The following is a 24,257-nucleotide window of genomic DNA, read 5'->3' as shown; positions in this document are numbered from 1 at the left end:
AGCGGTTTGCAGGGAAGCCCCCCGCCGCGCCACAAAACATGGCCCTCAATTAACATAAACTTTTATGATGCAATGCCTTATATCGACACCCCGCACTATTGCAGCCATAAGCAATTAGCTTAACATGAGTTATGCATAATCTACAAGATCCAGGGCGCCGCCACCCAACGCAGCTAATCCGTCATCGTCTCTCCATAGCAACAAGCTCTGCGACCTCTGCGGCGAGATCAGTTCTCTGCCCCCAACCGGGCAAATACGATTTGTTCGTAAGGGTGTTCTTTGCCGCGCTCATACAGACACGCCGCCGCGCCGTCGGGCATGACGGCAAGATCTGAATAGGCGCTGGGGCCTGCGTACAACCGGCATTTTATCTTCCAGGTCTTGCCGTCGTCCACGGAGACATGCACCGTCATGTTCTCCCGTTTGTTGCTGGCCGGATTGGCGAAGAGAATGACGTTTTCCTTGTCCGCCCCCGGCCACGAGTACCGCAGGATGCTGGCCTGGCAGATGGGATCGATCAGCGCCTCGTCGAAGCCCTGGTCTTGCCAGGTCAGTCCCCCGTCCTTGCTGAATGCTCTCTGGCGTCTCTTCCTGGCCGGATCGTAGTTCCGCATGGTCAGCATCAGGTGTCCGTCGGACAGTTCGACGACCTCACATTCGTTGACCTGATGGCTCGGCGTAGAGCCTCCGAGCCTCCACGTCTTGCCGTGATCGTCGCTGTATGCGATGTGCGAGTAGTAATGTTTCGTCTTGGCCTCGATGTGGTCGCACGGAATCACCAGGCGGCCGGCATGAGGTCCGTGCTTGATCTCAATGCCGCTTCCGGGTCCGGTGGCATACCATGTCCAGTCGGGGCGCTTGATGTCGGCAGTGATCTGCATGGGTTTGGACCACGATAGTCCCTCGTCAGCGGATGACATCACGAACACGCGACGCGTATCCTTGCTGCGCTGGGCAATAATGTCGCTTTCGCGATCGTCGCCGCGGTTCCAGGTCGCCATGAGCCATACGATTCCCGTTGCCGTGTCCACAACCGCGCAAGGATTGCCGCACGTGTTGCCCTTGTCATCCCAGACGATCTTCTGGTCCGACCACGTCTTGCCGTTATCGGTCGAACGCCGCACGAGCAGATCGATATCGCCCGAGTCGCTGCGGCTGCTCTTGCGCCCTTCACAGAACGCCAGCACCGTGCCTTTTGGCGTTACGGCAAGGGCCGGTATGCGGTACGTGTGGTAGCCGTTCTCGCCGCTTGTCCAGAGAACATCCTGCTTCACGCGGTCAGTTTGCGGTGCGGCGTCATTGCCTTTGTTCATGCTCGTCTCCTTCTTGAGCCTCTGCGGGCGAGCGCTGGCTGCCGGCGATGGATCGGAGGCCACGGCCGTCAGGCTGACCAAGCCCAGAGCCGCCGCCAGAACGCAAAGCAGAAGCGAACTGATCCTGAAATTGCGGGGATCTGCCTTGCACTTGAGCGTCTCATGATATCGCTTCGATGTTCGTGACACAGCAACCACTCCTCATCCGCTGCTGGACAGATCGATGCACTACCCCAGCGGGTCGCAGCAGGAAGATTATGCTTCGCCTGAACAAAGCCCGCAAGAGCGAGTCAACCGGCCACGGCGTTTCTACAGAAAGCTCAGGCAAGAACAGCCCGCTGCGCCAGGAACCTATCAGAATATCCGCCATACCCCCCGTTAGCCCATCATTCCGTCATTCCAATATTCCGCCACTGCCGGATTCTCTTGCAAATGCGGGGGAATACCCCTTCTGTTGCGTGTTAAACTCTCCAGAGTTCAGCCTTGCCCTGACTTGAGACTTGCCGCCGCGCTTTGGGCGGCGTCCTTGCCTTTGAAGGAGACGGACGTGATCAGGCGACTTATGCTCCTGCTGTGTGTCCTGGCTGTGGCGGTGCAATTCGCCGCCGCTGCGGACGTGCCCCAGAGCGTTTCGGGGACGGTCTATCTCGACGCCAACGGTAACGGCAAGTTCGACGCGGGCGAGAAGCCCCTGGCCGGCGTTCGCGTGACTGACGGGGTAAACATCGTCACGTCGGCGGCAGACGGAACCTACTCGATCAAGATCGCCCCGGACCCCACTACGCCGCAGGCGGGCTCGCGCGTGGTGGCGATCAACTGGCCCAGCGAGATGTGGCCGAGCGGGCGTTGGTGGGCGCGGATCGACCAGATCGCCGACGCGACGAAGGTACACTTCGGTCTGCGGCAGGAAAAGCAGTCGCTGCCCTTTGCCTTTCTGCACGTCAGCGACGACCACGCCGCCGGCGCCACGTACAACCTGATCGGCCCGGCCGCGGGGAGGCTTAAGCCCCTGCTGCGATTCTGCATCAACACCGGCGACAGCGCCGGCGGGGACGACTCGGCGGCAACCCTGGCCGCCAACGCGGCCAAATTCGTTGTGCCTGTGATGTCCGTTCCGGGCAACCACGACATCGTCGGCGGCCACGGGGCGCACCGGCTTGAGCAGACGCCGCTGGCCGGCAACGGGTGCTACACCAAGAATCTCGGCGCCATCCGCTGGTCGTTCGATTACGCCGGCGTACACTTCGTCGGCCTGGACTGGATGGACCCCTCGATTCCCGAGGACGTCAACGGCTCGGTGCCGCAAGTGGCCGCGGACTGGCTGGAGAAGGACCTCTCGGCCGTCAAGCCGGGCACGCGCATCTTCGCGTTCGTGCATTTTCCCACCGGCTGCCAGAAGTACTACGACCTGATCGCCAAGTACAAGGTGAATCACGTGTTCGGCTGGCACAACCACGAGCACCGCTTTTACAATTTCGCCGGGATCCCGGCCGTGACGGCGATCAACTTCATGGCCGGGGGCAACCTGATCGTCGTGCAGGAGAACGACTTCACGCTGGGCGAGTTCTGCCTGGGCTACAAGGGCCCCGACCACCACATCAAGCGCTGCTCGCTGGCGAAGATGCCTGCCGTGCTGGGCACGTCCAAGGCCCGCGAAGTTGCCCCGCAAACTCTGGCGGCCAAGACGCTCTCCGGCGCGGCCGCCCCACTGTCCACGCCCGGCGCCAAGGGCGTGCGCATCGCGATGGAGTTGACGCCCGGCGCCGCGAGCAAAGTCGGCATCAAGATCGCCGCCAGTCCCAAGCCGATCGAGATCGTCTGGACCGGCACGCAAATTGAAATAGCGGGCGTGCCCGTGCCGTTTGGCTGGGAAGACTACGACAACAAGACCCTGCTGTGGAACGTGCTGATCGACGGATCGAAGATCGACTTCTACGCCAACAAACGCCACCACCTGGCCAAGGCCCTCAAAGTGGACTCTGTCGAGAGCGTGACGTTCTTCGTCGAAGGCGGCGCGGCAACTGTGAAGAAGGCCGAAGTCTTCGGCCTGAAGTAGCCAAACGGTCCTCAATCACCGCCGGCGTCATCGCGATTCTTCTTCCGCCAGGCCCGCGGCGACAGGCCCGTCTGCGCCTGCAGGGTCGATCGCAGGTGATGCTCATCACGGTAGCCGCACGCGGCGGCGATCTCGTGGACCTTGTATTGGCTGCCGGCCAGAAGGTCCATCGCATGGGAGAAGCGCTTGTGGCGGATCTGCCAGCCCACCGGCGTGCCCAGGTGCAGCTTGAAAGCGTTATTCAACGCCGAAACGGACATCCCCGCCGCCGCGGCGATATCACCCACTCCCAGCCGCGGATTGGTGTAGTCTTGCCAGATGTGCCTCAAAGCCCGCGCGACTCGCACGTCCGGCACGGCCAGGATGTCGGTGCTCTGACGCTCGGCCACGCCGGAAGGTTCGATCAGCACCGGTCTTTTCACCACGCGCCGGCGGCACATCAGGTCGTCGAGCAGCCTGGCGGCCTGGTAGCCGTACTGATGGTAATCCACGCAAACGCTGGAAAGTGGGACAGACGACGATTCGCAGATGACCGGATCGTTTCCCATTCCGATCACGGCGATCTCTTCCGGGACGGCCAGCCCGGCAAGACCGCACGCATCAACCACCATGCGAGCTGTCCCATCGCTGAATCCCATGATGCCCAGCGGCCGGGGCAGCGCGGCGATTCGCCGCCCCAGGGCCAGGGCATCGTGGCGCTGCGAGGATAAGAAGGCATCTTCTATCACCGCTGCTCCGCCTTTGCGGGCGGCTTGAAGGAATCCCTCCAGCCGCTGCTTGCATTCGGGATGTCCTGAACCCCCGACAAACGCCAGGTGGCGGAACCCGCGGCCCAGCAGAGACTCGGCGGCCATCCTGCCGGCGGCCTTGTTGTCCACCAGGACCGTTCGCGCTCCCGGCGGCGATAGCAGGGAGAGGCTCACTGTCGGCACGGGATACCTGCGCATGGCCGCAGCCAGCGCCAAGGGCATGTTGACCAGCATCGCAATGACGCCGTCGAAAGGGTTGTCCGGCGAAGGAGCGACCGCTTCGGGCGGCGTGCCCCACCAAACGACAAACGCCTCCTCAAGCCGCCATACCGCCTGCCGCGAATATTCCAGAATGCCGCGGCGCAGCTCAGGAGTGGACCAATTAAGCAGAGCCAGGATGCGACGGCGTCTGGGCGAGGATTCCGCCCTTGACGCACGGGAAAGCTTTCTACGAGGGGCCATTATAAAAGAATATACCATCCTTCCGCCCTGCGGTACGAAAAATGTACGGTTTTTATAACGAAAATGGGAGTGTGCTGATTATCCTACGCGCGGTATAGTTAACGCGCGATACATGGGCTAAACATCTCGGCAGATAGCGGATTCTGAGGATAAAAGTGAGGCACGGGCGTCGGCTCCCGGCAACAAGGGTAGTAGGAAAGGATCATACGATGAAACACACAATGATGGCAGGTTTGGCCGCAGCGGTGATGGCGGTCTTTGCAGCCTCCGCAAACGCCGCGGACATCTACTTGGACGGCAGTGACGCCGCGGGCGCCTCCAGCTTCAACACAGGGGCAAACTGGACCGGCGATGCCGCCCCGAGCGCGGGGAACAACTACTTGACCGGCGCGTACACGCTGCGCGCCTCGACAACGGCCTCGCAGACCTTCGCGGGCGACACTCTGACCGTCGGCCCCGGCGGGACATTGATCGTCTTCAACGTGCCCTTTGGGGCAAACGATAGCGGGACTATTCTTCCCAAACTGTATCTCAACGGCGCCACGATCCTCAATGGCGCAACAACCGGCACCTCCCAGATTCGCGCCTACTCGGGCTACACGTCGGACTCCCTCGCAAAACGCGAGTTGCAGAAGATGTACCTGGACGGCGACGTGATCTTGGACTCCAGCGCGGGAGGCAAGTTGGAGGTGGCCGCTCAGTTCGTCGGCGCCGGCGGCGTCACGATCAAGGGCAATGTCAGCTATTCGTACACGCCCCTCAACGGATATCATCATGTGCATGCCTATTCCGGCGACACCGTCATCGATCCGGGCGCAACGTTGTCTCTGACTTACTGCTACATGCCCTATGGCGCAGGCAAGGGCGATGTAATTGTGAATGGAACCTTCACTCCGTTTCGCGACGCAAATATCAACGGCCTCTATGGCAGCGGCATAGTCAACGCTCCTGGCGGCAGCAACGCTCTGATCGTGGGCAATGATGGCGCCGACGGTGATTTCTCCGGGAGGATTCAGGGTGGGATTCTGAGGAAGACAGGCGCCGGCACGCAAATTCTCACCGGCGCCAACACCTATACAGGCGGCACGCAGGTCAACGGTGGCTCGCTGCTGGTCAATAACATCACCGCATCGGGCACGGGGACCGGGGCTGTGGCCGTCAACAACGGCGGCACCCTCGGCGGCAGCGGCTTTATCGGCGGCCCGGTGACGGTGGCCGCCGGCGGCAAGCTCTCGCCAGGGGCCTCAGCGGGGATGCTGACCATCAATAACAGCCTGAATATCTCCGCCGCCCTGGGCGGCGCGGCCGGGTCCATGCTCTTTGATCTGGGCGACACGGTGACCCTGAGCGGGGCATCCGTGCTGACCATCGGCAGCGGCCTGCTCGAGTGGGACGACTTCGTCTTCTCCGGAGCGCCGACCGGACCGGCCGTCTACACGCTGTTCAATACCAGCGCGGCCATCAGCGGCACGCTGGGGACGAATCTCAGCGGCAAGATCGGCGGCCTCGACGCCACACTGAGCCTGGACGGTTCCGGCCAGGACATTCTGCTGACGGTCATCCCCGAGCCGGCAACGATGACCTTGCTCGTTCTGGGCGGCGTGGCTGCCCTGATCCGCCGCAGGAGATAGCGTTTCAAAACGAGTGCAGCCGCTTTAATCAGACCGCCGCGTTCTCGCAGATCGCGGCGGTCTTTTCTTGCGACCTGCGGGTTATATGGAGTGCGGCAGCGCAGCTGCCGCTTTGGAAGTTTTGCGCGCCGAACAACTGCCAAAGCGGCAGCTGCGCTGCCGCACTCCATAGTTCGCCCTTGGAGCGTTTACTCCTCAACGAGGTTACCGCGTGATGAAACGATTGAACTGGATGCTTGTGGCGATGACGGCCGCGATGCTGGCCCTGCCGATGCTCTGCCTTGCGGAGGAGCCACAGTTCCTGATCGACCGCTCGCCGGTTCTGAGGCCTGAGGCTCGCGAGGTCGTCTCGCTGTTCCGGTACGAGCACGCTATTTCGCCGGGCGTGACGATCCCAGACGGCTACGTCGACGGCGGGCGCGGAATGGGCATCCATTCCAGCGGCCGCGTCACCAGCAGCCGCGAGATTCTCGTCGTCGACCGTGTCAAGGACAAGCGTTTGCAGGAGTCGCTGAAGTTCGCTCGCAGCCCGGAGCTCAAGGCCCTCAAGCCCCAGGAGCGGGCGTCGCGCCTGCAGAAGCACATCCACTACATCATGGGCAAACGCAAGGACCGCAAGACCCCGCTGCGCAACGTCGACGCCCTCGACGGCAAGTACGGCGGCCAGGGCGTGCTGATCGGCGACGTCGGCGACCTGTGCAATGACGGCGTCTGCCGCCACCAGTCGCTGATGTTCAAGGTGCTCGGCGACGAGGCGGGGCTGAACGTGGCCATCGTGCGCGGCTACTATGGCGGCGCCCACGCCTGGAACGAACTGCACCTCGACGACGGCACGGTCTTCCTCTTCGATGTGCTCAACTCCAAGCACTTCTACGGGCTCAAGCACCCCCACGTCGCGCGCTATCTCAACATGGGCCGCAAGCCCATGTACGCCGATGGCATGCTGCCGCCCCGCTCGACGTACATCGCACCGGCAGAGCCCACCACCGTCGGCGCCAGCATGCTCAAGATCGTCGCCCCCGGCATGCGCCAGCAGATCTTCTACACCCTCGATGGCTCCGAGCCGACGAAGAACTCCCTGCGCTACACGCAGCCGGTCGCGCTGAACAAGGCCGCGACCGTCAAGGCCGTCGCGTATAACGCCAAGGACGAGCCCGGCAAAGTCGTCAGCAAGAACCTAGGCGTGCTGGAGTGGCTCAACCCCGTCAAGATCACCGGCGTGACCCCGGGCCTCAAGTACGGCTACTACGACGCCAAGGATGCCAAGGACGTTCCGGACTTCGAGACGCTCAAGGCCGAAAAGACCGGGCGATGCGACACGTTCGACATCAGCCCCGGCAAGGGCAAAGACCACTTCGCGATGTTGTTCAGCGGATACATCCGCATCAGCGCCGACGGCGTGTACACCTTCAGTGTCACCGCCGACGACGGCTCGAAGCTCTGGATCGGCTCGGACTGCGTGGTCGACAACGGCGGCCGCCACGGCCCGCAGACCCGCTCGGGCCGTATCGCCCTCAAAGCCGGTCTGCACCCGCTGAAGCTGGGCTACTTCGACTACGTCGCCGACGAGAGCCTCTCGGTGACCTGGAAGACGCCCAACGCCACGGCCGAAACTCCAGTCCCCGCCGCGGCGCTGGTGAGCCCGAACTGATCGACATTGCGGGAACTATCGCCGAGGTCAAGCGTCCCACATTCAGCGGCGGGGAAAGGGATAATGGCCATGCGCGCATCGTGCATAATCGGGTTGCTTCTTGCAGCGATCGTCTTGTTCCCACTGCCGGCCCTGGCGGGCGGTGCGCTGGCGGCCTCGGACGCTGCAGACGTAACGGCGCAGATGGATGGCCTCATAGAAGGTGCACGATACGAGCAATGCCTGGCCCTGATCGCGCGGTGGCAGAAAGAGGTTATCGCCGGATCTGATCTGCGGATGGTGGCGTGGGAGATCGACTTCATGAACTCCGAGGTCGATCATGCCGCCTTCGGCAAGGAACATCTGTACTTCTGCTATTGCAAACCCAACTCACGCGCCGGGGCTCCGGGCCTCAAGACAAACCTTGCCTCAGTGGAGCCCAGCGGCTCGGCGGCGTCCTCTCACGTTGTCGTGTGCGTCGAGATGCGGACGGGGCGGATCCTCTGGTCACGGCCGGTGGAAGGCCTGAGCCGAATGGCAGTCGATCCGGCGACCGACACGCTCTACCTGATAGGCCAAGTCTCGGTAATCGCCCTGCCCAGCGACGCCGGCGGGCCGCAGGTCTATCCGCTGGAGAAAGGCACCAGAGTTATCGGGCTGCTGAGCAAGTCGGGGATCGTTCTTGCGGCCGCTGCCGGTTTGGCAAGCGAGTGGAATAGCCAGCGGAGCTTTCTTTTCTCGGCCGCTCTACGATCTGTCGTGAGTGTCGACTTAGGCCAGCAGGCAGTCCTCAGCCCGGATGAAAAGACCCGCCTCGTGATGCAAACAAGTAGCCGCGATGGCTTCGATAACAAGATTGTCTGTTGCCGGATCGCCGATGGTTCGCAGTTATGGAGTTATCAGGCGCAGGGGTTTCGCGGTGGCGCCATGCCGAAGTTCTTCGACGGCGACGTCATCTGGATGTCCGGCGTCACCGGTCAGAAGGCGCAGGCAGTCCGGCTCAGCGGGAGTACGGGAAAGGTTCTTTGGAACACGCTGGTGCCCAATGGGGCCTACAAGCCCGGCAACCCCCAGGGCAACATGAACCCGTTGATGCCCCTCAGCGATGGCCGGCGCCTGCTGGCCATTGACGGCAGGGGAACGTTGCATTGTCTCGACCCGGCCAGCGGGGCCATCACTTCGACCGCCCGGCCGATAGAGAACCACCTCTGCACTCCCGCGGAAGTGGGCGACCTGATGGTCTTCTGCGGGCATAGCTGCGTGCGGGCCGTACCGAAGGCGACGCTGACGAACCGTCCTGGCCAGCGTCTGGACGAGCGCGAAGTCCTGGTGCGCAAAGCAAGATGTCTGACGGGGCTTGGGCGGCTGGACGAAGCGATGGCAACGCTGGACTACGTGCTGGCGCGAGGTGAACTCTGCGCTGCCGCGTGGCAGGCGCGGGCGGCTGTCTGCCACGCGAGAAAGGACTCGCTCGAAGAGTCCTTCTCCCTGTGCCGCTATGCCCAGCTTTCGAACTTGTTGAAGTGCCCGGAACTTCGGGCCTGGGGGCTGCTGGGGATGACTTTTCTGGGCAGCCGGCCGGCGCTGCAGATCGCTCACGCCGGGGGGCCCGAATTGTACGTGGGCACGGTCAACGGAGACCTGTGGGAGATCTGGCCCGAGACCCTCGACAAGCGCCTGGTGATGAACAGTGAGAAAGAAATCGACGCCTTGGTAGTCAGCTCGAGCTTTTCTATCTGCCCGTCCATCGGGCCAGCGGATTATGCGACGGTCGCCGCTGTCCGTAGCGGCTCTGACCGCCACAACCTGTTCTATCGCGGCAAGTACTACGCCGCCCTGCCAGAGGGTAAGGTGCGAATTGCCAAGGATGGGCATGGAACGGATCTGTCCTCGCCGCTGAAGGGTATCACCACGTGGCACCTCCACATGTCGCCATCAGGCCCGCTGGGCTACGGAACCGGGGGCATCTATGAGCTCGACGAGCACCTGTGCCCCAAAGTGGCGCTGATGGAGCAGGACCCTGCCGGCTTTACCATCCTGAGCATGCGCAGCCTGGGCGACTCCCTGGGCGTGCTGACGCAGAGAAGCGATGGGCTTTACCTCCAGGTGTACGGCGCGAGCGACATGAAACTGCGTCGCGAGGTGTACCTGGGCCGCGGGCCCTCGCACCCGCCCCACGACGATCAATTCGTGGTGCTGGGGGAAGGTTATCTCTTCAGCGACCGTCAACTGACGTGGGTCAGCGGACGACCCGACGGCGGGGTCTGGCAATTCGGGCCTCCTCTGAGGTACACGCAGCGACGGCTCCGCAACCGTTGGCGCTATTTCAGCAGTCCCGTGGTGCGCGACGGGCGGATGCTGGTAGCCGCCATCGACGGTTATGTTTACGGCTTCGACACCGCCGCCATTCTCAATAGCCGCCCGCCCGCGCAGGACAAGCCCCCCACAACGCGCGAAAGATGAATCTTGTCGCGCCGCGGTGCGGCCTTGTACCATGCTCATCATGCATCCACCAGCGAGCGTGTTCATGATCGCCGCCATAGTTCTGGCAATGGTCTGCATGATGTCCGGAGAACATTCCATGGCCGCAACGACCGATTTCTATGTTTCTCCCTCCGGCGTCGATAGCAATCCCGGCACCAGCGAAAAGCCCTTCGCCACGGCGGCGCGGGCGCGCGATGCGGTGCGAAAGCTCGTCGCGGCGGGGCTCAGGGCGCCGGTCACAGTGTACCTGGCGGGCGGCACGTATTATCTGAGCGAGGGGCTGGCGCTGGGGGCGGAAGATTCCGGCACGGCGGAGCATTCCATCACGTATCGCAGCGTCGAGGGGCAGACGGCCGTCCTCGTCGGCGGCGCGCCGCTGACCGGGTGGCGAAAGCACAAGGGCGAGATCTACGTGGCGGATCTGCCGGTGGCACAGCCTTTCCATGCTGTGAATGCACAGGCTGGAAAGCCTGTGCCCACCGCACAGCCTGTGCCATTGCAGCTTTTTGAGAACGGCAAACGACTGACGCTGGCGCGGATTCCGAAGAAGGGATACTTCCATACCGACTCCGGCGACAAGGCCTCGTCGCTGATCTACCACGCCCGCGATTTCGACCCGACCGGCTGGAACGTCAAACCGGGCCGCGTCTTCCTCTGGCCGGTGAATGACTGGTTCAGCCGCGAGGAACCGATCAAGTCGATTGACCCGGCCAAACACAAGATCACGCTGACGGGCAAGGCGATCACCATCTCGGGCAACAACCGCTTCTTCGTCCGCAACGTTCTGGACCTGCTGACGGCCCCGGGCGAGTGCGTGATCGACCATGCCGCCGGCGTCGTTTACGCCTGGCCCGCTGACGGGCCCATCGACAAGCAGACGATGGTGCTGCCGACGGCGAAGCATGTGATCGAGGTTCGCGGCCGCGAGGGCGCCCCGGTTCGCAACGTTCATTTTGCGGACCTGGACATCGGCGTGGCCAACGAGCACGCGATGATGTTCGATGGCGTCGAGGACTGCTCGGTGCAGCGGTGCCGGGTTGAGAATGCGGGCCTGTGCGGGATCAGCATCCACGGCTATGCCCAGCGCGTCGTCGTGCGGGGCAACGAGATCCGCCGCCACGGCCAACACGGCGTGAACCTCTCGGGCCTGCGCGCGGGCCAGGCGGACGTGAACCACCACCATGAGATCGTCAACAATCACATTCACCACTGCGGCCGCCTGATCGGGCACGGGTACGGCGTGTCGATCAGCCAGAGCGGGCACAACCGGGTGCTGCACAATCACATTCACGACATGCCCCGCTACGCCACGACGATCAAGGGCACGCGCTACCAGGTGCTCAAGACGCAGGTGGCCGGCGTGACGTTCAAGAACCGCCACACGTTCCTGCACTCGCGGAACAACCTGATCGCGTACAACCACATCCACCACGTCAACCAGGACAGCCAGGACACCGGCGCGATGGAGTCGTGGGGCCCGGGGCGCGACAACGTCTACGACCACAACCTGATCCACGACGTGGGCGTCGGCGGCTTCAGCCACGACCTGCAGAGCGGGATGTACCTCGACGACGCGACGGATTATTTCACGCTCACCAACAACATCATCTACAACATCGGCGGCAAGACGCTGTGCCAGCCGATCTTCGTCAAGGGCATCGGCAACGTGATCGACAACAACGTCCTGATCGTCGCGGCCAACAACGACTGCGGAATCCGCTCGATGTTCATGGCCGACGAGCGCTGCGACCACCACGCCTACACGCACAACATCATCGTGCTGCAGAACCCCAAGGCGGTCCCCTACCACTTCTGGACCTGGAGCGACAACCGCGTGGCGGCCTCGGACCACAACGTCTTCTGGAACGCCGGCAAGGGCATCGCCATGGGCGGCGACACGCCCGCGAAAACCCTCGACGCCTGGAGGGCGCTGGGCGGCAAGGGCTTTGACAAACACAGCATCGTGGCCGATCCGCTGTTCGAAAACGCCGCCGCGCACGATTACCGCCTCAAGCCCAACTCGCCGGCACTGACGTTAGGCATCAAGTCGATCGACACCAGCGCGATCGGATTGCTGGCAGACTTCCCCGCGCGCCTCCGCGAAAAATGAGCGGAAGCTATTGCGCCAGGCGCGTGCAGTTTCGTCCGGCGGCTTTGGCGGCGTAGAGGGCGCCGTCGGCCTTGTGCAGCAGGTCCTCCGGCGACTGCCCGGCAAGCGTCATCGCCAGACCGGCGCTGAAGGTCACAGGAATCGGCGCGATGTGCGGCGCGGGCGCCAGGGCGATCATGGCCGCCCGAATGCGGTCGATAACCGCCGCCGCGCCTTGGGGGCAAGCGTTGGGCATCAGCAGCGTGAACTCGTCGCCGGCGTAGCGCCCAACCACGTCGCTGTTGCGAAGCTGGTCGCGCAGAACCGTCGACAACTCGACCAGCACCCGGTCGCCGAAGGCGTGGCCGTGGGCGTCGTTGAGGGCCTTGAATCCGTCGACGTCAATAATGCCGACGATCCCCTGCCCGCCATAGCGCCCGACGCGGTACAGTTCGCGATTGAGGGCGTCCATAAAGCACCGCCGGTTAGGCAGGCCCGTCAGATGGTCAGTGTGGGCGGCTTTGCGGTACAGTTCGTTGGCCAGTTCCAGGTCGGCCATGGTCCCCGCCAGCTCGGTCACGTCGTGTGAAAAGAGAGCGACGTGCAGGACCTTTCCCGCATCATCGAGCACCGGACAGAAGGTGGTGTCAAAGACGCGCTGGTCTCGGGTGTCCCGGAACCGGACCGGTTTGCCTGTCCCGACAGCCTCCTCCAGGCGCTGCTGGCGTCGGGCGGCCACCTCGGGTGGCATGAATCCTCCGATCCACTTGCCCACCAGATCATCGACCCCAGACCCCAGGCGCGAGGCCATCGTGGCATTGGCGGCCAGAACCGTGCCGTCGCAGGCGAGCAGGCCGGCCGACTCGGGGGAGGCGTCGAGGATAGCCTGGATGGTATTGTGTTCCTGGTGGAGTTGATCCTGGGCTTGCTTCTTTTCGGTGATGTCCTGGTAGATTCCCATCCACACTTCGCCATGCTCGGGATGGTTCAGGGTCGTGACGGTGAGGTTCACCCAGATCACGCTGCCGTCCTTGCGGAAGCCGCGCACCTCGCCCTTCCAGGCCTTGTACTTCATGAGATGTTCGACGACCTGCTCGGCTCGCCCGCCCGGGGCCTTGTCTTCCTCCGTCAGCAGCCACGTGAAATGGTTGCCGACGACTTCCTCGGGATCGAAGCCGAACATGCGGATGATCGCCGGATTGCCATAGACCACAACGCCGTCGCGGCAGCGGGTAAGCCCGACGCCTTCGTTCATGCGGTCCACAATCTCCATGCTCAGACGCATGGCGGACTCATAACTTGTTTCTGGTTGCATTGTTTGTGCCATACCTTCTCCGCGCTGTGTTTTCAGGATTTTCTATTGTCATGCCGCCCGGAGCCCCCGGCAAGAGTTAATTGCACAAATGAACGGAACGTCACCCACTCAAGGCGTGTTACACGTATAACTAACGGCACATGTACCAATTGGGCCGCAGGTAACGTAAAACCAAACGGAAAGGAAGACACTATGAGCACGCGGATCAGATGGTCGGTATTCTGCACACTCGCCCTGACGGTCGTGGTTCTGGCCGCGGGCGTGGTCACCCACGCGCAGGAGCAGAAGACTCAGACGCCCAAGCTGGCCAAGGCCGGCGACACATATTCGCCCACGCCGGCGGAAGTGGCCGACGCCAAGGGCGATGGCCCCGACGGCAAGGGCAACGGCGACGACGACACGCTGGGCGCCTGGTTTGAACTCGGTCACGCGGCCGGCACGTATATGAGACTGAGCCTCAACACCGCGACGATGAGCGCCGATCAGCGGGCCAACGGGATTCGCGACCCTCGCGCCAAGCGCGGCCACCAGGGCAAGGTGCGCGGCCCCATCGGCGCGTGGCTGCCCAACCCCAAAGACACCGAAGGCTGGATCTTCACCACCGACTGGGATGGTCGTGGCGAAGGCGTCTGGGGCGACACCAAGGCCAACTGCATCATCATGCACCCCTACACGGAGAAGGCCGCCGCCGGTTCAGTGGCGATGACGTTTAAGGTCCCCGCCGGCAAGTACACCCTCAAGGCCAAGGCTACCGACATGACCGTCACCGCCGGCGACGGCGTGAAGCTGCGCGTCGAAGTGGCCAAAGGCGGCGAAAAAGCTGCCGCCCCCGTCGCCGAAAAAGCCTTCGGCGACAAGGGCGACGCCTCCATCGAGTTCGAGGCCAAGGGCATCACCGTGGCCGAAGGGCAGCTCATCCGCCTGGTGCTCGACCCCGTCGCCCACTGGGGCGCCGACATGACCAAGATCGAGAACCTCACCCTCACCCGCGTGAAATGACGCCGTAGCATGGGCACCTGCCTGCCGGCAGGCAGGTCTTGCCCATGAGTAGCAAGGGCGTCTCGCCCATGTATGCCGGGAGCATGGGCCGGACAGGTGCCACGCACAACTCCGTTGTGCGTGTCCCTGACCTTACGGTCGGGGAGCATGGGCGAGACGCCCATGCCACACAGAAAGAGCATGGGCGAGACGCCCATGCCACTCATGGCCGGGACGGCCATGCTACTGACGGGCGAGACGCCGTGCTACGGCCATACCTTGTATGGAGATAGATCATGAACCGAAGGGTGCTCCTTCCGCTGTGTCTGTTGATGCTGACGGCCGTGGTGGCGGCATCCGGCGACGCCTGGGCCGAACCGTGGAAGTTCGTGGTGATGGCCGACAGCCAGTCCGGCGGCGACGATAACGACAACGGCGTCGGCACGCGCACGCTCGGGGCGGTGGCCAAAGACGTGGCGACCAACGTCAAACCGGATCTGGTCCTCTTCGCCGGCGACCTGGTGCAAGGGGCCGGCGACGAGGCGGGGCTCGAGTCGCAGTTGATGACGTTCCGCAAGACCATGGCGCCGGTGTATGACGCCAACATCCCCGTCTACGCCATCCGAGGCAGCCACGATACCGGCCCCAACGAGTACAGGCCCTGGGGCCTGGCGGTCTGGAACAAGGTGTTTTCCGGCCGCTACGCCATGCCCACCAACGGGCCCGACGGCGAGAAGGGCTGCACCTATTCGGTAAAGCACAAGAACGCAATGTTCATCGGGATGGACTGCTACTCGGCGCTGGACACGATGACGCTCAATCTGCCGTGGGTGAAAAAGCAGCTCGACACCAACACCCAGCCGCACGTGTTCTCCTTCTCGCACACGCAGATCAAGCGGGTCGAGCACACCGAATCGCTGGACAACTTGCCGGCGATCCGCAACCCGCTGGTGGCCATGCTCCGCGCGGCTGGGGGCCGGACGTATTTCTGCGGGCACATGCACCTGGCCAACGTGACGGCCCTGAACGACACCCAGGCCGACCCGCAGAACAAGAGTCTCGATGACGATTTCTTCCAGGTGATCTGCCCGCCGGCCGGTCGCAAGTTCTATATCTGGCCGGCCAAGTACGTCGGCAACCCCATCCCCGGTCTCAAGCCGCACCTGATCATCAACCGCCACAAGCGACCGGGCTACACCGTGGTGACCGTCGACGGACCGGCGGTTGACATCAAGTTCATGCTCCAGTCCGGCGACAAATTCGAACCCCTTCCGGCAGTGAAGTACTCAGTCAAACCCACAACTCAACCTGCCGCCGCCCAACCGGCGTCCCCTGCCGATGCACAAGCGCAGCCAAGCCGATAGGGATTATCCAACTCCTGTTCGTGAAGGGGCGCTATTGGGGGTTCGGTCCAACTACCGCTTGCCTTGGAAGAACTCCGCGTACCAGGCGTGCATCTCGTCGTCGCTGATGGACGTCGTGCGGCCGTCGTCGTACTGGGCCTGGACGATGTCGAAGATCGCCCGCAGTCGCGAGTCGTCCTTGGGGACGTCGACCTTGTAGTGCGTCGAGATCCAGTGCTTGATGCCCGCGGCGCCGCACTTGTCGGTGATGACGACCCCAGCGGGGCGGTTGAGGATGGCGGCGGTGTCGAAGCAACTGTAGATCTCTTCGCTCTTGAGCAGCCCGTCGGTGTGGATGCCCGCACGGGTGGTATTGAAGTCGCGCCCGACCAGCGGATAATCGTGCGGCACCGCGTCGCCGATCTGGTTCTTGTAGTAGTCGGCGATCTCCGTGATGGCGGCGTAATTCACGTTATCATCATGCCCGCGAAGCTGGGCGGCCTCGACCACCATCGCCTCCAGCGGGCTGTTGCCCGTGCGCTCGCCGATGCCCAGCAGGCTGGCGTTGCACGCGGCGCAGCCGTAGAGCCACGCCGTCACCGGATTGATCACGACCTTGTGGAAGTCGTTGTGCCCGTGCCATTCCAGCAGTTCGCCGGGCACGCCGGCGTCGTGGATCATCGCGTGGACGATCTTGGGCACCGACCGCGGCAGGGCCGCCTGCGCCCAGGGCACGCCGAAGCCCAGCGTGTCGCAAAGGCGGATCTTGACGTCGAGCTTGTACTGCTGGCGCAGGAGCATGAGCTGCTGGGCCAGCGGGATGACGAATCCGTAGATATCCGCGCGCGTGATGTCCTCGAAGTGGCAGCGGATGCGGATGCCTTCTTCCAGCGCCGTGCGGGCGATCTCCAGGTACAGGTCCATCGCCTGCTTGCGAGACTTCTTGAGCTTGAGAAAAATATGATAGTCGCTGCAACTGGTCAAAATGCCCGTCTCGGGCAGGCCCATTTCCTTGACGATCTTGAAGTCCTGCTTGCGGGCGAGGATCCACCCGGTCACTTCCGGAAACGTCAGGCCCAGCTCGCGGCACTTGTCGACGGCTTCGCGATCTTTGCGCGAATACAGGAAAAACTCGGAGGCGCGGATGGTCCCCGTGCCATTGTCGAGTTTGCTCATGAGCTTATACAGATCGACGATCTGCTCGACGGTATAAGGAGGTCGCGACTGCTGCCCGTCCCGGAACGTGGTATCGGTCACCCAGATTTCCGAGGCGGCAGCCATCGGCACATCTTTGCCGTCAAAGATCACCCGAGGCAGCTTCGCGAAGGGAAACTGCTCCCGGTAGAGCTGAGGCTCGTCGATGTCCTGCAACGCGTATTTCTTGCTGTTTTCAGCCAAGTCGCTATTCCTGCTTCAGGCGCCATATCGGCGCAACCCATTCGAGTCTGGGCATTATAACCCATGCAGCCGCGCATTTCAAACCTGTTGCATGAGCAAGGGGACGGGGAGTGCGGGACCTGCCTGCCGGCAGGCAGGTTGACGGGATTGGGAAAAGATTAAGAGGATTAAGAAAGAAGCAAAGACGTTGAGATGCGTTCTCTCGTCCTCGTCGTCGGTTCTTTCGCCTCGAAGGAAGGTTATTACAGGGCGTCGATCTTGGCGGCCATGACGAAGTCGGCCACCGATAGCCCGCCGATCTTGTGCGTGGTCAACTCCACCGCCACCTTGCCCCAGCCCAGGCGGATGTCAGGATGATGCCCGGTCTGCTCGGCCAGTTCGCCGACGCGGTTGGTGAAATCCAGGGCCTGTCGAAAGTTCTTGAACTTCCAGGCCTTCGACAGACAGCGACTGTCGACGACCTCCCAGCCGCCGCCGAGCTGCTCCTGAAACTGCTCGATCTCTTCTCCCTGCAGCGGCGGCGTGCCGCCCTTGCAAGGGACGCATTCACGATCGGCCAGCGAGCACATTGCGTTTTGATTCTGGTCCATAGCCTGCTCCTGATTGCTATGCAATCATAGGCACCGCGGAGCTCCGAAGGCCCGATCACTTCGGACGCGGTCTCGATGCGGGTCTGCTGGCGGAATACCTCGGCCTTGCGTGTGACGGGCGAGGAGGCTTTGTGCGCGCCTCTCGGGCGATCATCTCAAGGGCGGAATATGCGGCGTTGCCCGCGAGACTGCCTCTGCCCAGGGCCGTCAGTTTCTGCAGCGGCTCGATGGCCCGCGCATCGCCCACCTGCCCCAGCCAATAGATCACCTGCATGTGGGCTGGCAAAGACGGCTGGCCCAACATGGCAATCAAGGCCTCGACGACGTCACTGCCGCCGGATTCTTCCAATGCCTTGGCCAGGACGGCAGCATCGCCGCCTTGCTGGTTCAGCATTGTCAGGAAGGGTTTCCAGGCGGCCTTGGAATCGATCCTGGCCAGGGCAATGGCGATGGAGCGGATCATCGGACCGCCTTCCTGGGCGGCCATTTCCTGTAGAGGCTTGGCCGCCCGTTTTTCACGCAGCTTTCCCAGCGACACGACGCACATCTCCTGCACGCGCGCATCGCCTTTGCCCATGGCGGCGATCAGGGCTTCACCCGCGCCCTGGCCGCCCGTGCGCCCCAGGGCATACGCGGCCGAGTATTGCACCTGCGCGTCGGGCGAGTCCTTCAAGAGCCCCACCAGCGTGCCCGTGGCGCGCGTATCGCCCGGGCGACCCAGGGCCTCCACGATGGAGACTCGGAAACTGTCGCGGCTGGCGAAGCCGGCAAGAATTCCTTTTTCAATCAGGCGACACAGCAGCGGGACGACTTTTGCGCTATCGGTGCGAGCCAGAACCGACGCGGCGGACATTTGAATCTGTTTGTCGGGTTCGTCGGCCACGTCCGCCAGGGCGATGGCGATGTCGTCGGCCAAAGCGCTGGTCTGGTTGTTCGCCAGCGTCTGAACCACCTGCTGACGCACGCGTGAGTTGGGGTCCTTCATGGCCGTGCCCAGCACACCCACGGCCGCTCGCGTGCGAAGGTTGCCCAGCGCCGCGACGGCGGCGATTCTGACGCCCTCGTCGGAGTCCTTGATCGCGTCGGTCAGGACGGAGATCGCCGAAGGCTGTCGCGAGGAGCCCATGGCGGCGATGAGTTCCCTGCGAGTCTGAGGGTCGCCGCTCTTGATGGCCTCGGAGACGCCGGCGACGGCGGCAGGGTCGTTGATGTCCATGAGCATTCTGGCGGCGCGGCGGCTGGCGGGAATCTTCGCCCGGGCGATCTCCAGCAGCGCCGCGACGGCCTTGGGACCCATCTGGCGCAAGGCGTCGAGGGCCTGGTAGTCGCTGCTTTCGCCTTCGCCCATTGCGGCCCGCTTGAGCGCGGGGATCGCTTCGGGGCGGTTGAGCCTGGCCAGGGCCAGCGCGGCGGCGCGGCTGACGGAGGCGTCGGAGTCGTCCAGCGCCTTGATCAGCGGGGCTGCGGCCGCCTCGTCGGTCATGTTCGAAAGCCTCGCGACCGCCTGCCGCCGCACATTGACGTTGCCCTCGGCCAGAAGCCTGGCCAGCGGCGCCAGGGCGTGGGCGTCATCCAGGCGATTGACCAGTTGCACGGCCCGCTCGCGCGTGGACGGGTTGCTGTCGTTGAGGGCCGAGACGATGGCATTCTGCAGCGCCTCCGACGGCGGCGAGGGCTGCTGGGACAGGCGGTCCAGCGCCGCAATGGCTGCAAACCGCACCGATGCGATTGGGTCCTTCAGGCCTTGGGCGACGATCTTTTCCATGTTGCCCCGCGTCTCGGGGCGGGCCGCGACCTCGATCACCGCCAACCGCATGCGCCAATCCTGGGCGGCGGCGGCCTTGGCCAATTCCGCGTTCGCGGCCTTGGTGTTGATGGCCGCGAGAATCTGGATCAATGACGCCCGCAGGGCGCTGCGGGTTTGGAGAGCCTTTGCGACGGGGGCGACGGCTTTGTCGCCAAAATCGATGATGATGGCGGCGACATCGGTCCCGCGACTGTAGGTGTCATACCGGTGCGGGCCCAGCAGTTCCATCAGCGGTTCGATGGATCGCGGATCTTTCAACGCCGCCAGGCCGCGAGCGGCGTGCATTCGCGTGCGGTCGTTGCTGTCGGCCAGCGCCGAAACCAGGGCGTCGAAGCATTTGGGGGTGACCACGGCGGCCATCGACTCCAGCGCCAATTCGCGGATCTCGGCGTTGGTATCGGCGCTGAGTTCGATCAGCGCATCGGTCACCCGCGGGTCTTTGATTTCCGCCAGCGCCTTGATGGATGACCTGCGCAGCGATTCGTTGGGGTCCCTGGACCCGGCTAGCAGCACCTCCAGCCGCGAGGGGGGATTGTCAGCGGCTGCTCCGCTGAAAGCGCACAAGGCGGCACACAACGCCGCACCGAACCCCGTCAGAAAGTTTCGCATACGCCCACCTCGATTATAGTTGTCCCCGGCGGCGAGCCGGTCGCCGCAGCCGATGGTTATTATGCAACCGTGGCCCGTCCGCCATCAACGCAAATATCCGTCGAACGGACCGGCTATTCCGGGGGTTGTGCGGGGGGGGTAGCCGCGCCGGATCGAGCAGCACGCTTGAGCCGGATTCTGACCCAGTGGAGCTGGTTGCTTACGGTGTCGCGCAAGTCTTTGTTGTCCAATGTTGAGACAAGTCTTTCCATCGGCGCCACAGCCCGTTCGTCGCCGATCTGCCCCAGCCAATGCGCCGCGCGAAAGATCTGTTTCCGGGATTCCAGAGCGGCGACCAGCACGTCCACGACGTCGCCATCCTTTGCGTGTTGCATCATCTTGAGCAGTTCGGCGTCTTCAGGGCTCCGCCGCAGCAGCGCCAGGAAGGGCTTGTGGGCAGCCCTGGAATCCACCGCCGCCAGGGCCACCGCCGCCCGGTTGAAGGGCAAAGTCTTTTCGTCAGCGGATAGTTCCTGAAGGATCTTTGACGCAGCTTTGACGTGCAGTTGGCCCAGCGCCCAGGCGCAGCCCTCCTGCAGGTTTTCGTCCTTCTCGGCGGCACAGGCCAACAGCGCCTCGCCGGCGCCCGGTCCGCCCGTAGCGCCCAGGGCATACGCGATGCTGCGGCGGGTCTGAACGGGCATGGTGCGGTCCTTGAGAGCGCGTAACAACGTGGGGGTGGCGCGCGTGTCTTCAAAGCGGCCCAGGACATCGAGGAACATGTTCTTCTGCATATCCGGCAGGGGCGAAGACTCCTTAAGCACTCCCCGGTCCACCAGGCGACACATTACCGCAAGCGTCTGTGGGTTTCGCTTCTTGGTCAGAATATAGGCCGTGGCGGCAAGGACCATAGGTTCGCTGTCCTGGGTCGCCGCATCAATGACCGGCGCCAGCTTCACCTCGGAGTAATCTCCCATGGACTTCACCAGTTCCAGACGGATCTTGGGGTCCAGGTCCTTGAATGCTTTGGCCAGAACCGAGGCGGAGTGATCCGTTTCCATCCGAATGAGGCCTTGGCCTGCGCTTTGGCGCGTGGTCTGATCCGGGTGTTTGAGCGTCTCGCCCAGGGCCGCGGCGGCCGCGGAGTCCTTGAATGAGGCGATGATGTTGACAAAGAGGCGTCGTCCCTCGGGGGTCGCAGCCCTGTTGATGAAGTCCCTGGCGCCGGCAAAGACCTGCCCGTCTCGCTTGTCGATCAGCATTCTCTCGGCCCCTTTGCTGGAGGGGACGTTGGCGGCCACAATCTCAAGCAGCGCGTCGATGCCCTTTGGGCCAAGGCCGGCCAGCATCCGGCATATCTCACGGTCGCTGTGGGTGCTCTTGATCGCCAGCTTTTTCAGGAATGGGATCGCCTCGGGTCGGTTGAAACGCGCTACCCCTATCGCGGCGTCGCGACTGACTGCGGGATCCGTATCTTCCATCGCCTTGATCAGCGGGCTCAGCACGACCGGATCGGTCGTGTACGAGAGTTTTTGGGCAACCTTGCGCCGAATGGCGACCTCGGGATCCTGCAGCAGCTTGATCAGGGGCTGGAGTACCTGGTCCTTGGGCGCGTATGTTGAGAGTGCCACGGCTCCCGCTCGCAGCTTCGGGTCCGGGTGAGAGAGGCCCTTGAGCACACTGCTTGCCAGTGCCTCAGGCACGTGCCCTGTAGCACAGAGCGCGGCCATGCTCTGCATTGCGGCCAGCCGGACCGACGGGTCGGAATCTTCCACTGCCGTCTTAAGGAGAGGCTCGGCTAGGGGCGCCTTGTCCGGAACAGCCAACGCCTGGACGACAGCCAGCCTTACGGTCGCATCGTCATCGGCGACGGCCTTGGCCAGCGCGGTTCGGGCCTGGGCTGTTCCTATGGCCAGCAGGATCTGGACCAGATCCCTGCGCAGGGACTCGCGGCTCTTGATCGCCTGGGCCACTGCGGGAACCGCGCCCTCGCCGAGGCTGATGATCACACGGCGAGCGAGTTGGGCGTCGTAGTCGCTGGGCGCACGGAGCAGCCCCACCAGCGGCTCAACACAGCGGGGGTCTTTGAGCTTGGCCAGGCCCTCAACCGCGGCTGCCTTCCATCGCAGATTTCTATCGGCCAGGACCTTCACGAAAATGTCAAAGCACTTGGGGGTCGGTGCGGCGGCCAGCGTCCGGACCGTGGCTTCGCGCACAGACGGATCGGGGTCGTTTGCCAGATCGATCAAGGCATCGGAGATCGTGGGATCCTTGAATTCCGCCAAGGCCGTGACGGATGCCTTGCGGATTCTCGCGTTGGGATCGCGCGAACCGGCCAGCAGCAGTTGCCGGCGTGAGAGCGGTTCAGCCGCTACTGCCGCAGATGTCATTGTGGACAGGACGAGACCGGCCGCCATGACCGTGGCGCGATTGTTGGTGAACCACATACTCCACCTTGAGATACCGTGGCCGCGACTCCTGAAATTGTACCCATGCGCCAACACCGGGTGTAGGGTATTTTCCGTGAAGCCCACGGCGCCGGGCTGGCGACCGCGGGCGGTGGCGGGGCGAATGCGCCGTGGCTTGACGGGCATGCCGTCTGCCGCTACAGTTCTGCTCTGAACAGGAGTGCCGTATGAAAACCGCCGTCAGCAGTTACAGCTTTTCGCAATATCTGGGCAGGGGCAAGGACTTGCTCTGGGCGGTCGAAACCGCGGCCGAACTGGGGTTCGAAGGCATGGAATTCACCGGCCTGGGCGGTGAGGCGCCGGAAGACCTGGCGGCCGGGGTCAAAGACGCTTGCGCGGCGTTCGGTCTGCCCATCGTGTCGTACACGGTCGGGGCGAATCTGCTGGACAACACCCCCGCCGCTGTCGAGGGCGTGAAGCGCGAGCTGCAGATCGCCGCGATCCTGGGGGCTCCCGTGCTTCGGCACGACGCCGCGTGGCGCGGGCCCGATCAGAGCAAATCCGAGGCCGAGTTCGACGCCGTGTTGCCCGCGCTGGCCGACGCCTGCCGGCAGATCACGCAGTTTGCGGCGGAATTGAACATCCGAACGTGCGTCGAGAATCACGGGTACTTCGTGCAGGATTCGATCCGCTGCGAGAAACTCGCCCGCGCGGTGGCCGACCCGAACTTCGGCTGGTTGATCGACATCGGCAACTTCCTTTGCGCCGACGACGATCCGGTGGCCGCCACGCGGCGGATGGCGCCTTTCGCCGTGCATGTCCACGCCAAAGACTTCCGCGTCACGTCAGCGGCGGCGTCGGCCGGCAAGGGCGGCCTGCGCTCTCGCGGCGGGGCGCTGCTGGAAGGCACTGCCGTGGGCGAAGGCAGCGTGGACGTTCGCGGCTGCGTGGCGGCGATAGAGGCCGCCGGATACAACGGATTCATCTCCATCGAATACGAAGGCTCGGACGACTGCCTGAAGGGCCTGGCGGCGGGACTGAAAAACCTCCGCGCAGCGTATGGATTGCGGCAGCCTTAGCTGCCGCTTTGGTAGTTTTTCGAATACGACAGATGGACGAGCATGGCGCCATCTCTCAGCCGCCATGGGTGGGGGAACGGTCAGGGACATGGCGGCTGCACAGCGGCCGTCATGGCACCCCGCCGGAAAACTTCCAAAGCGGCAGCTTTGGCTGCCGCACTCCACAGATTACTTCTCGGTTCGGCGCGTTGTCTTGGCTTCTTCGCGGGCGGCTTTGCGTACGCGGGCTTTGACTTTGCGAGGGGCGTTCTTCAGGCGCGTGGCCTTCTGGTTGGCCAGACGCTTATCTTTACGTTCTCTGCGCTCTCCCATGGCACATCCTTTCAACGGTTGGGCT

Annotated in this window: 16 protein-coding genes; 8 read left to right on the top strand and 8 right to left on the bottom strand. The window is 63.5% G+C overall.

Annotated features, from left to right (window positions below; all coding sequences use genetic code 11):
* Nucleotides 1-227: 227 nt before the first annotated feature.
* Nucleotides 228-1,502 carry a sialidase family protein gene (locus ABFD92_18635; GenBank protein MEN6506558.1) on the bottom strand — a complete coding sequence of 425 codons (1,275 nt, stop codon included), beginning with the start codon at nt 1,500-1,502 and terminating at the stop codon, nt 228-230.
* 358 nt (nt 1,503-1,860) lie between these two features.
* On the opposite strand from ABFD92_18635, the gene ABFD92_18630 reads away from it, so the two are divergent.
* Nucleotides 1,861-3,369, top strand: coding sequence for a metallophosphoesterase (locus ABFD92_18630; protein MEN6506557.1), 1,509 nt, complete (start codon nt 1,861-1,863; stop codon nt 3,367-3,369).
* 11 nt (nt 3,370-3,380) lie between these two features.
* Here the strand turns inward: ABFD92_18630 and ABFD92_18625 are convergent, their stop codons facing one another.
* Nucleotides 3,381-4,352: a substrate-binding domain-containing protein gene (locus tag ABFD92_18625; GenBank protein MEN6506556.1), complete on the bottom strand. Its 972-nt coding sequence runs from the start codon at nt 4,350-4,352 to the stop codon at nt 3,381-3,383.
* Nucleotides 4,353-4,789: 437 nt separating this feature from the next.
* Here ABFD92_18625 and ABFD92_18620 point away from each other — a divergent pair, with 437 nt between their 5' ends.
* The 4 genes from ABFD92_18620 (at nt 4,790) to ABFD92_18605 (ending at nt 12,435) form a co-directional block, all read left to right on the top strand.
* Entirely contained in the window at nt 4,790-6,211 is a 1,422-nt protein-coding gene (locus ABFD92_18620; GenBank protein MEN6506555.1) for an autotransporter-associated beta strand repeat-containing protein, read from the top strand.
* Nucleotides 6,212-6,425: 214 nt separating this feature from the next.
* The gene (locus tag ABFD92_18615; protein ID MEN6506554.1) at nt 6,426-7,862 is read left to right on the top strand and encodes a PA14 domain-containing protein; all 1,437 of its coding nucleotides are present in this window, start codon (nt 6,426-6,428) and stop codon (nt 7,860-7,862) included.
* Between the two features lie 69 nt (nt 7,863-7,931).
* Nucleotides 7,932-10,304, top strand: a complete 2,373-nt coding sequence (locus ABFD92_18610) for a PQQ-binding-like beta-propeller repeat protein (GenBank protein ID MEN6506553.1) — start codon at nt 7,932-7,934, stop codon at nt 10,302-10,304.
* A gap of 118 nt (nt 10,305-10,422) precedes the next feature.
* Nucleotides 10,423-12,435: a right-handed parallel beta-helix repeat-containing protein gene (locus ABFD92_18605; protein ID MEN6506552.1), complete on the top strand. Its 2,013-nt coding sequence runs from the start codon at nt 10,423-10,425 to the stop codon at nt 12,433-12,435.
* 7 nt (nt 12,436-12,442) lie between these two features.
* Here the strand turns inward: ABFD92_18605 and ABFD92_18600 are convergent, their stop codons facing one another.
* Entirely contained in the window at nt 12,443-13,699 is a 1,257-nt protein-coding gene (locus ABFD92_18600; protein ID MEN6506551.1) for a diguanylate cyclase, read from the bottom strand.
* Nucleotides 13,700-13,921: 222 nt separating this feature from the next.
* Here ABFD92_18600 and ABFD92_18595 point away from each other — a divergent pair, with 222 nt between their 5' ends.
* A complete protein-coding gene (locus ABFD92_18595; protein ID MEN6506550.1) occupies nt 13,922-14,728 on the top strand; it encodes a hypothetical protein in 807 nt (268 codons plus the stop codon).
* 275 nt (nt 14,729-15,003) lie between these two features.
* Complete coding sequence (locus ABFD92_18590; protein ID MEN6506549.1) at nt 15,004-16,071, top strand: metallophosphoesterase; 1,068 nt, start codon at nt 15,004-15,006, stop codon at nt 16,069-16,071.
* A 51-nt stretch (nt 16,072-16,122) separates the two neighbouring features.
* On the opposite strand, the gene ABFD92_18585 is transcribed toward ABFD92_18590, so the two are convergent.
* The 4 genes from ABFD92_18585 to ABFD92_18570 form a co-directional block, all read right to left on the bottom strand.
* Entirely contained in the window at nt 16,123-17,448 is a 1,326-nt protein-coding gene (locus ABFD92_18585; protein ID MEN6506548.1) for a 2-isopropylmalate synthase, read from the bottom strand.
* Nucleotides 17,449-17,690: 242 nt separating this feature from the next.
* Entirely contained in the window at nt 17,691-18,038 is a 348-nt protein-coding gene (locus ABFD92_18580; GenBank protein MEN6506547.1) for a 4a-hydroxytetrahydrobiopterin dehydratase, read from the bottom strand.
* Between the two features lie 55 nt (nt 18,039-18,093).
* Entirely contained in the window at nt 18,094-20,454 is a 2,361-nt protein-coding gene (locus ABFD92_18575) for a HEAT repeat domain-containing protein (protein ID MEN6506546.1), read from the bottom strand.
* A 113-nt stretch (nt 20,455-20,567) separates the two neighbouring features.
* Nucleotides 20,568-22,880, bottom strand: a complete 2,313-nt coding sequence (locus ABFD92_18570) for a HEAT repeat domain-containing protein (protein ID MEN6506545.1) — start codon at nt 22,878-22,880, stop codon at nt 20,568-20,570.
* A gap of 188 nt (nt 22,881-23,068) precedes the next feature.
* Between ABFD92_18570 and ABFD92_18565 the strand changes: the two genes are divergently transcribed.
* Nucleotides 23,069-23,920, top strand: a complete 852-nt coding sequence (locus ABFD92_18565; protein ID MEN6506544.1) for a sugar phosphate isomerase/epimerase — start codon at nt 23,069-23,071, stop codon at nt 23,918-23,920.
* Nucleotides 23,921-24,088: 168 nt separating this feature from the next.
* Here ABFD92_18565 and ABFD92_18560 read toward each other — a convergent pair whose 3' ends face one another.
* Complete coding sequence (locus tag ABFD92_18560; protein ID MEN6506543.1) at nt 24,089-24,232, bottom strand: hypothetical protein; 144 nt, start codon at nt 24,230-24,232, stop codon at nt 24,089-24,091.
* Between the last annotated feature and the right edge of the window lie 25 nt (nt 24,233-24,257).

This window comes from Planctomycetaceae bacterium (assembly GCA_039680605.1).
Taxonomy (GTDB): domain Bacteria; phylum Planctomycetota; class Phycisphaerae; order SM23-33; family SM23-33; genus JAJFUU01.
This window is presented reverse-complemented; position numbering and strand designations above follow the sequence as displayed.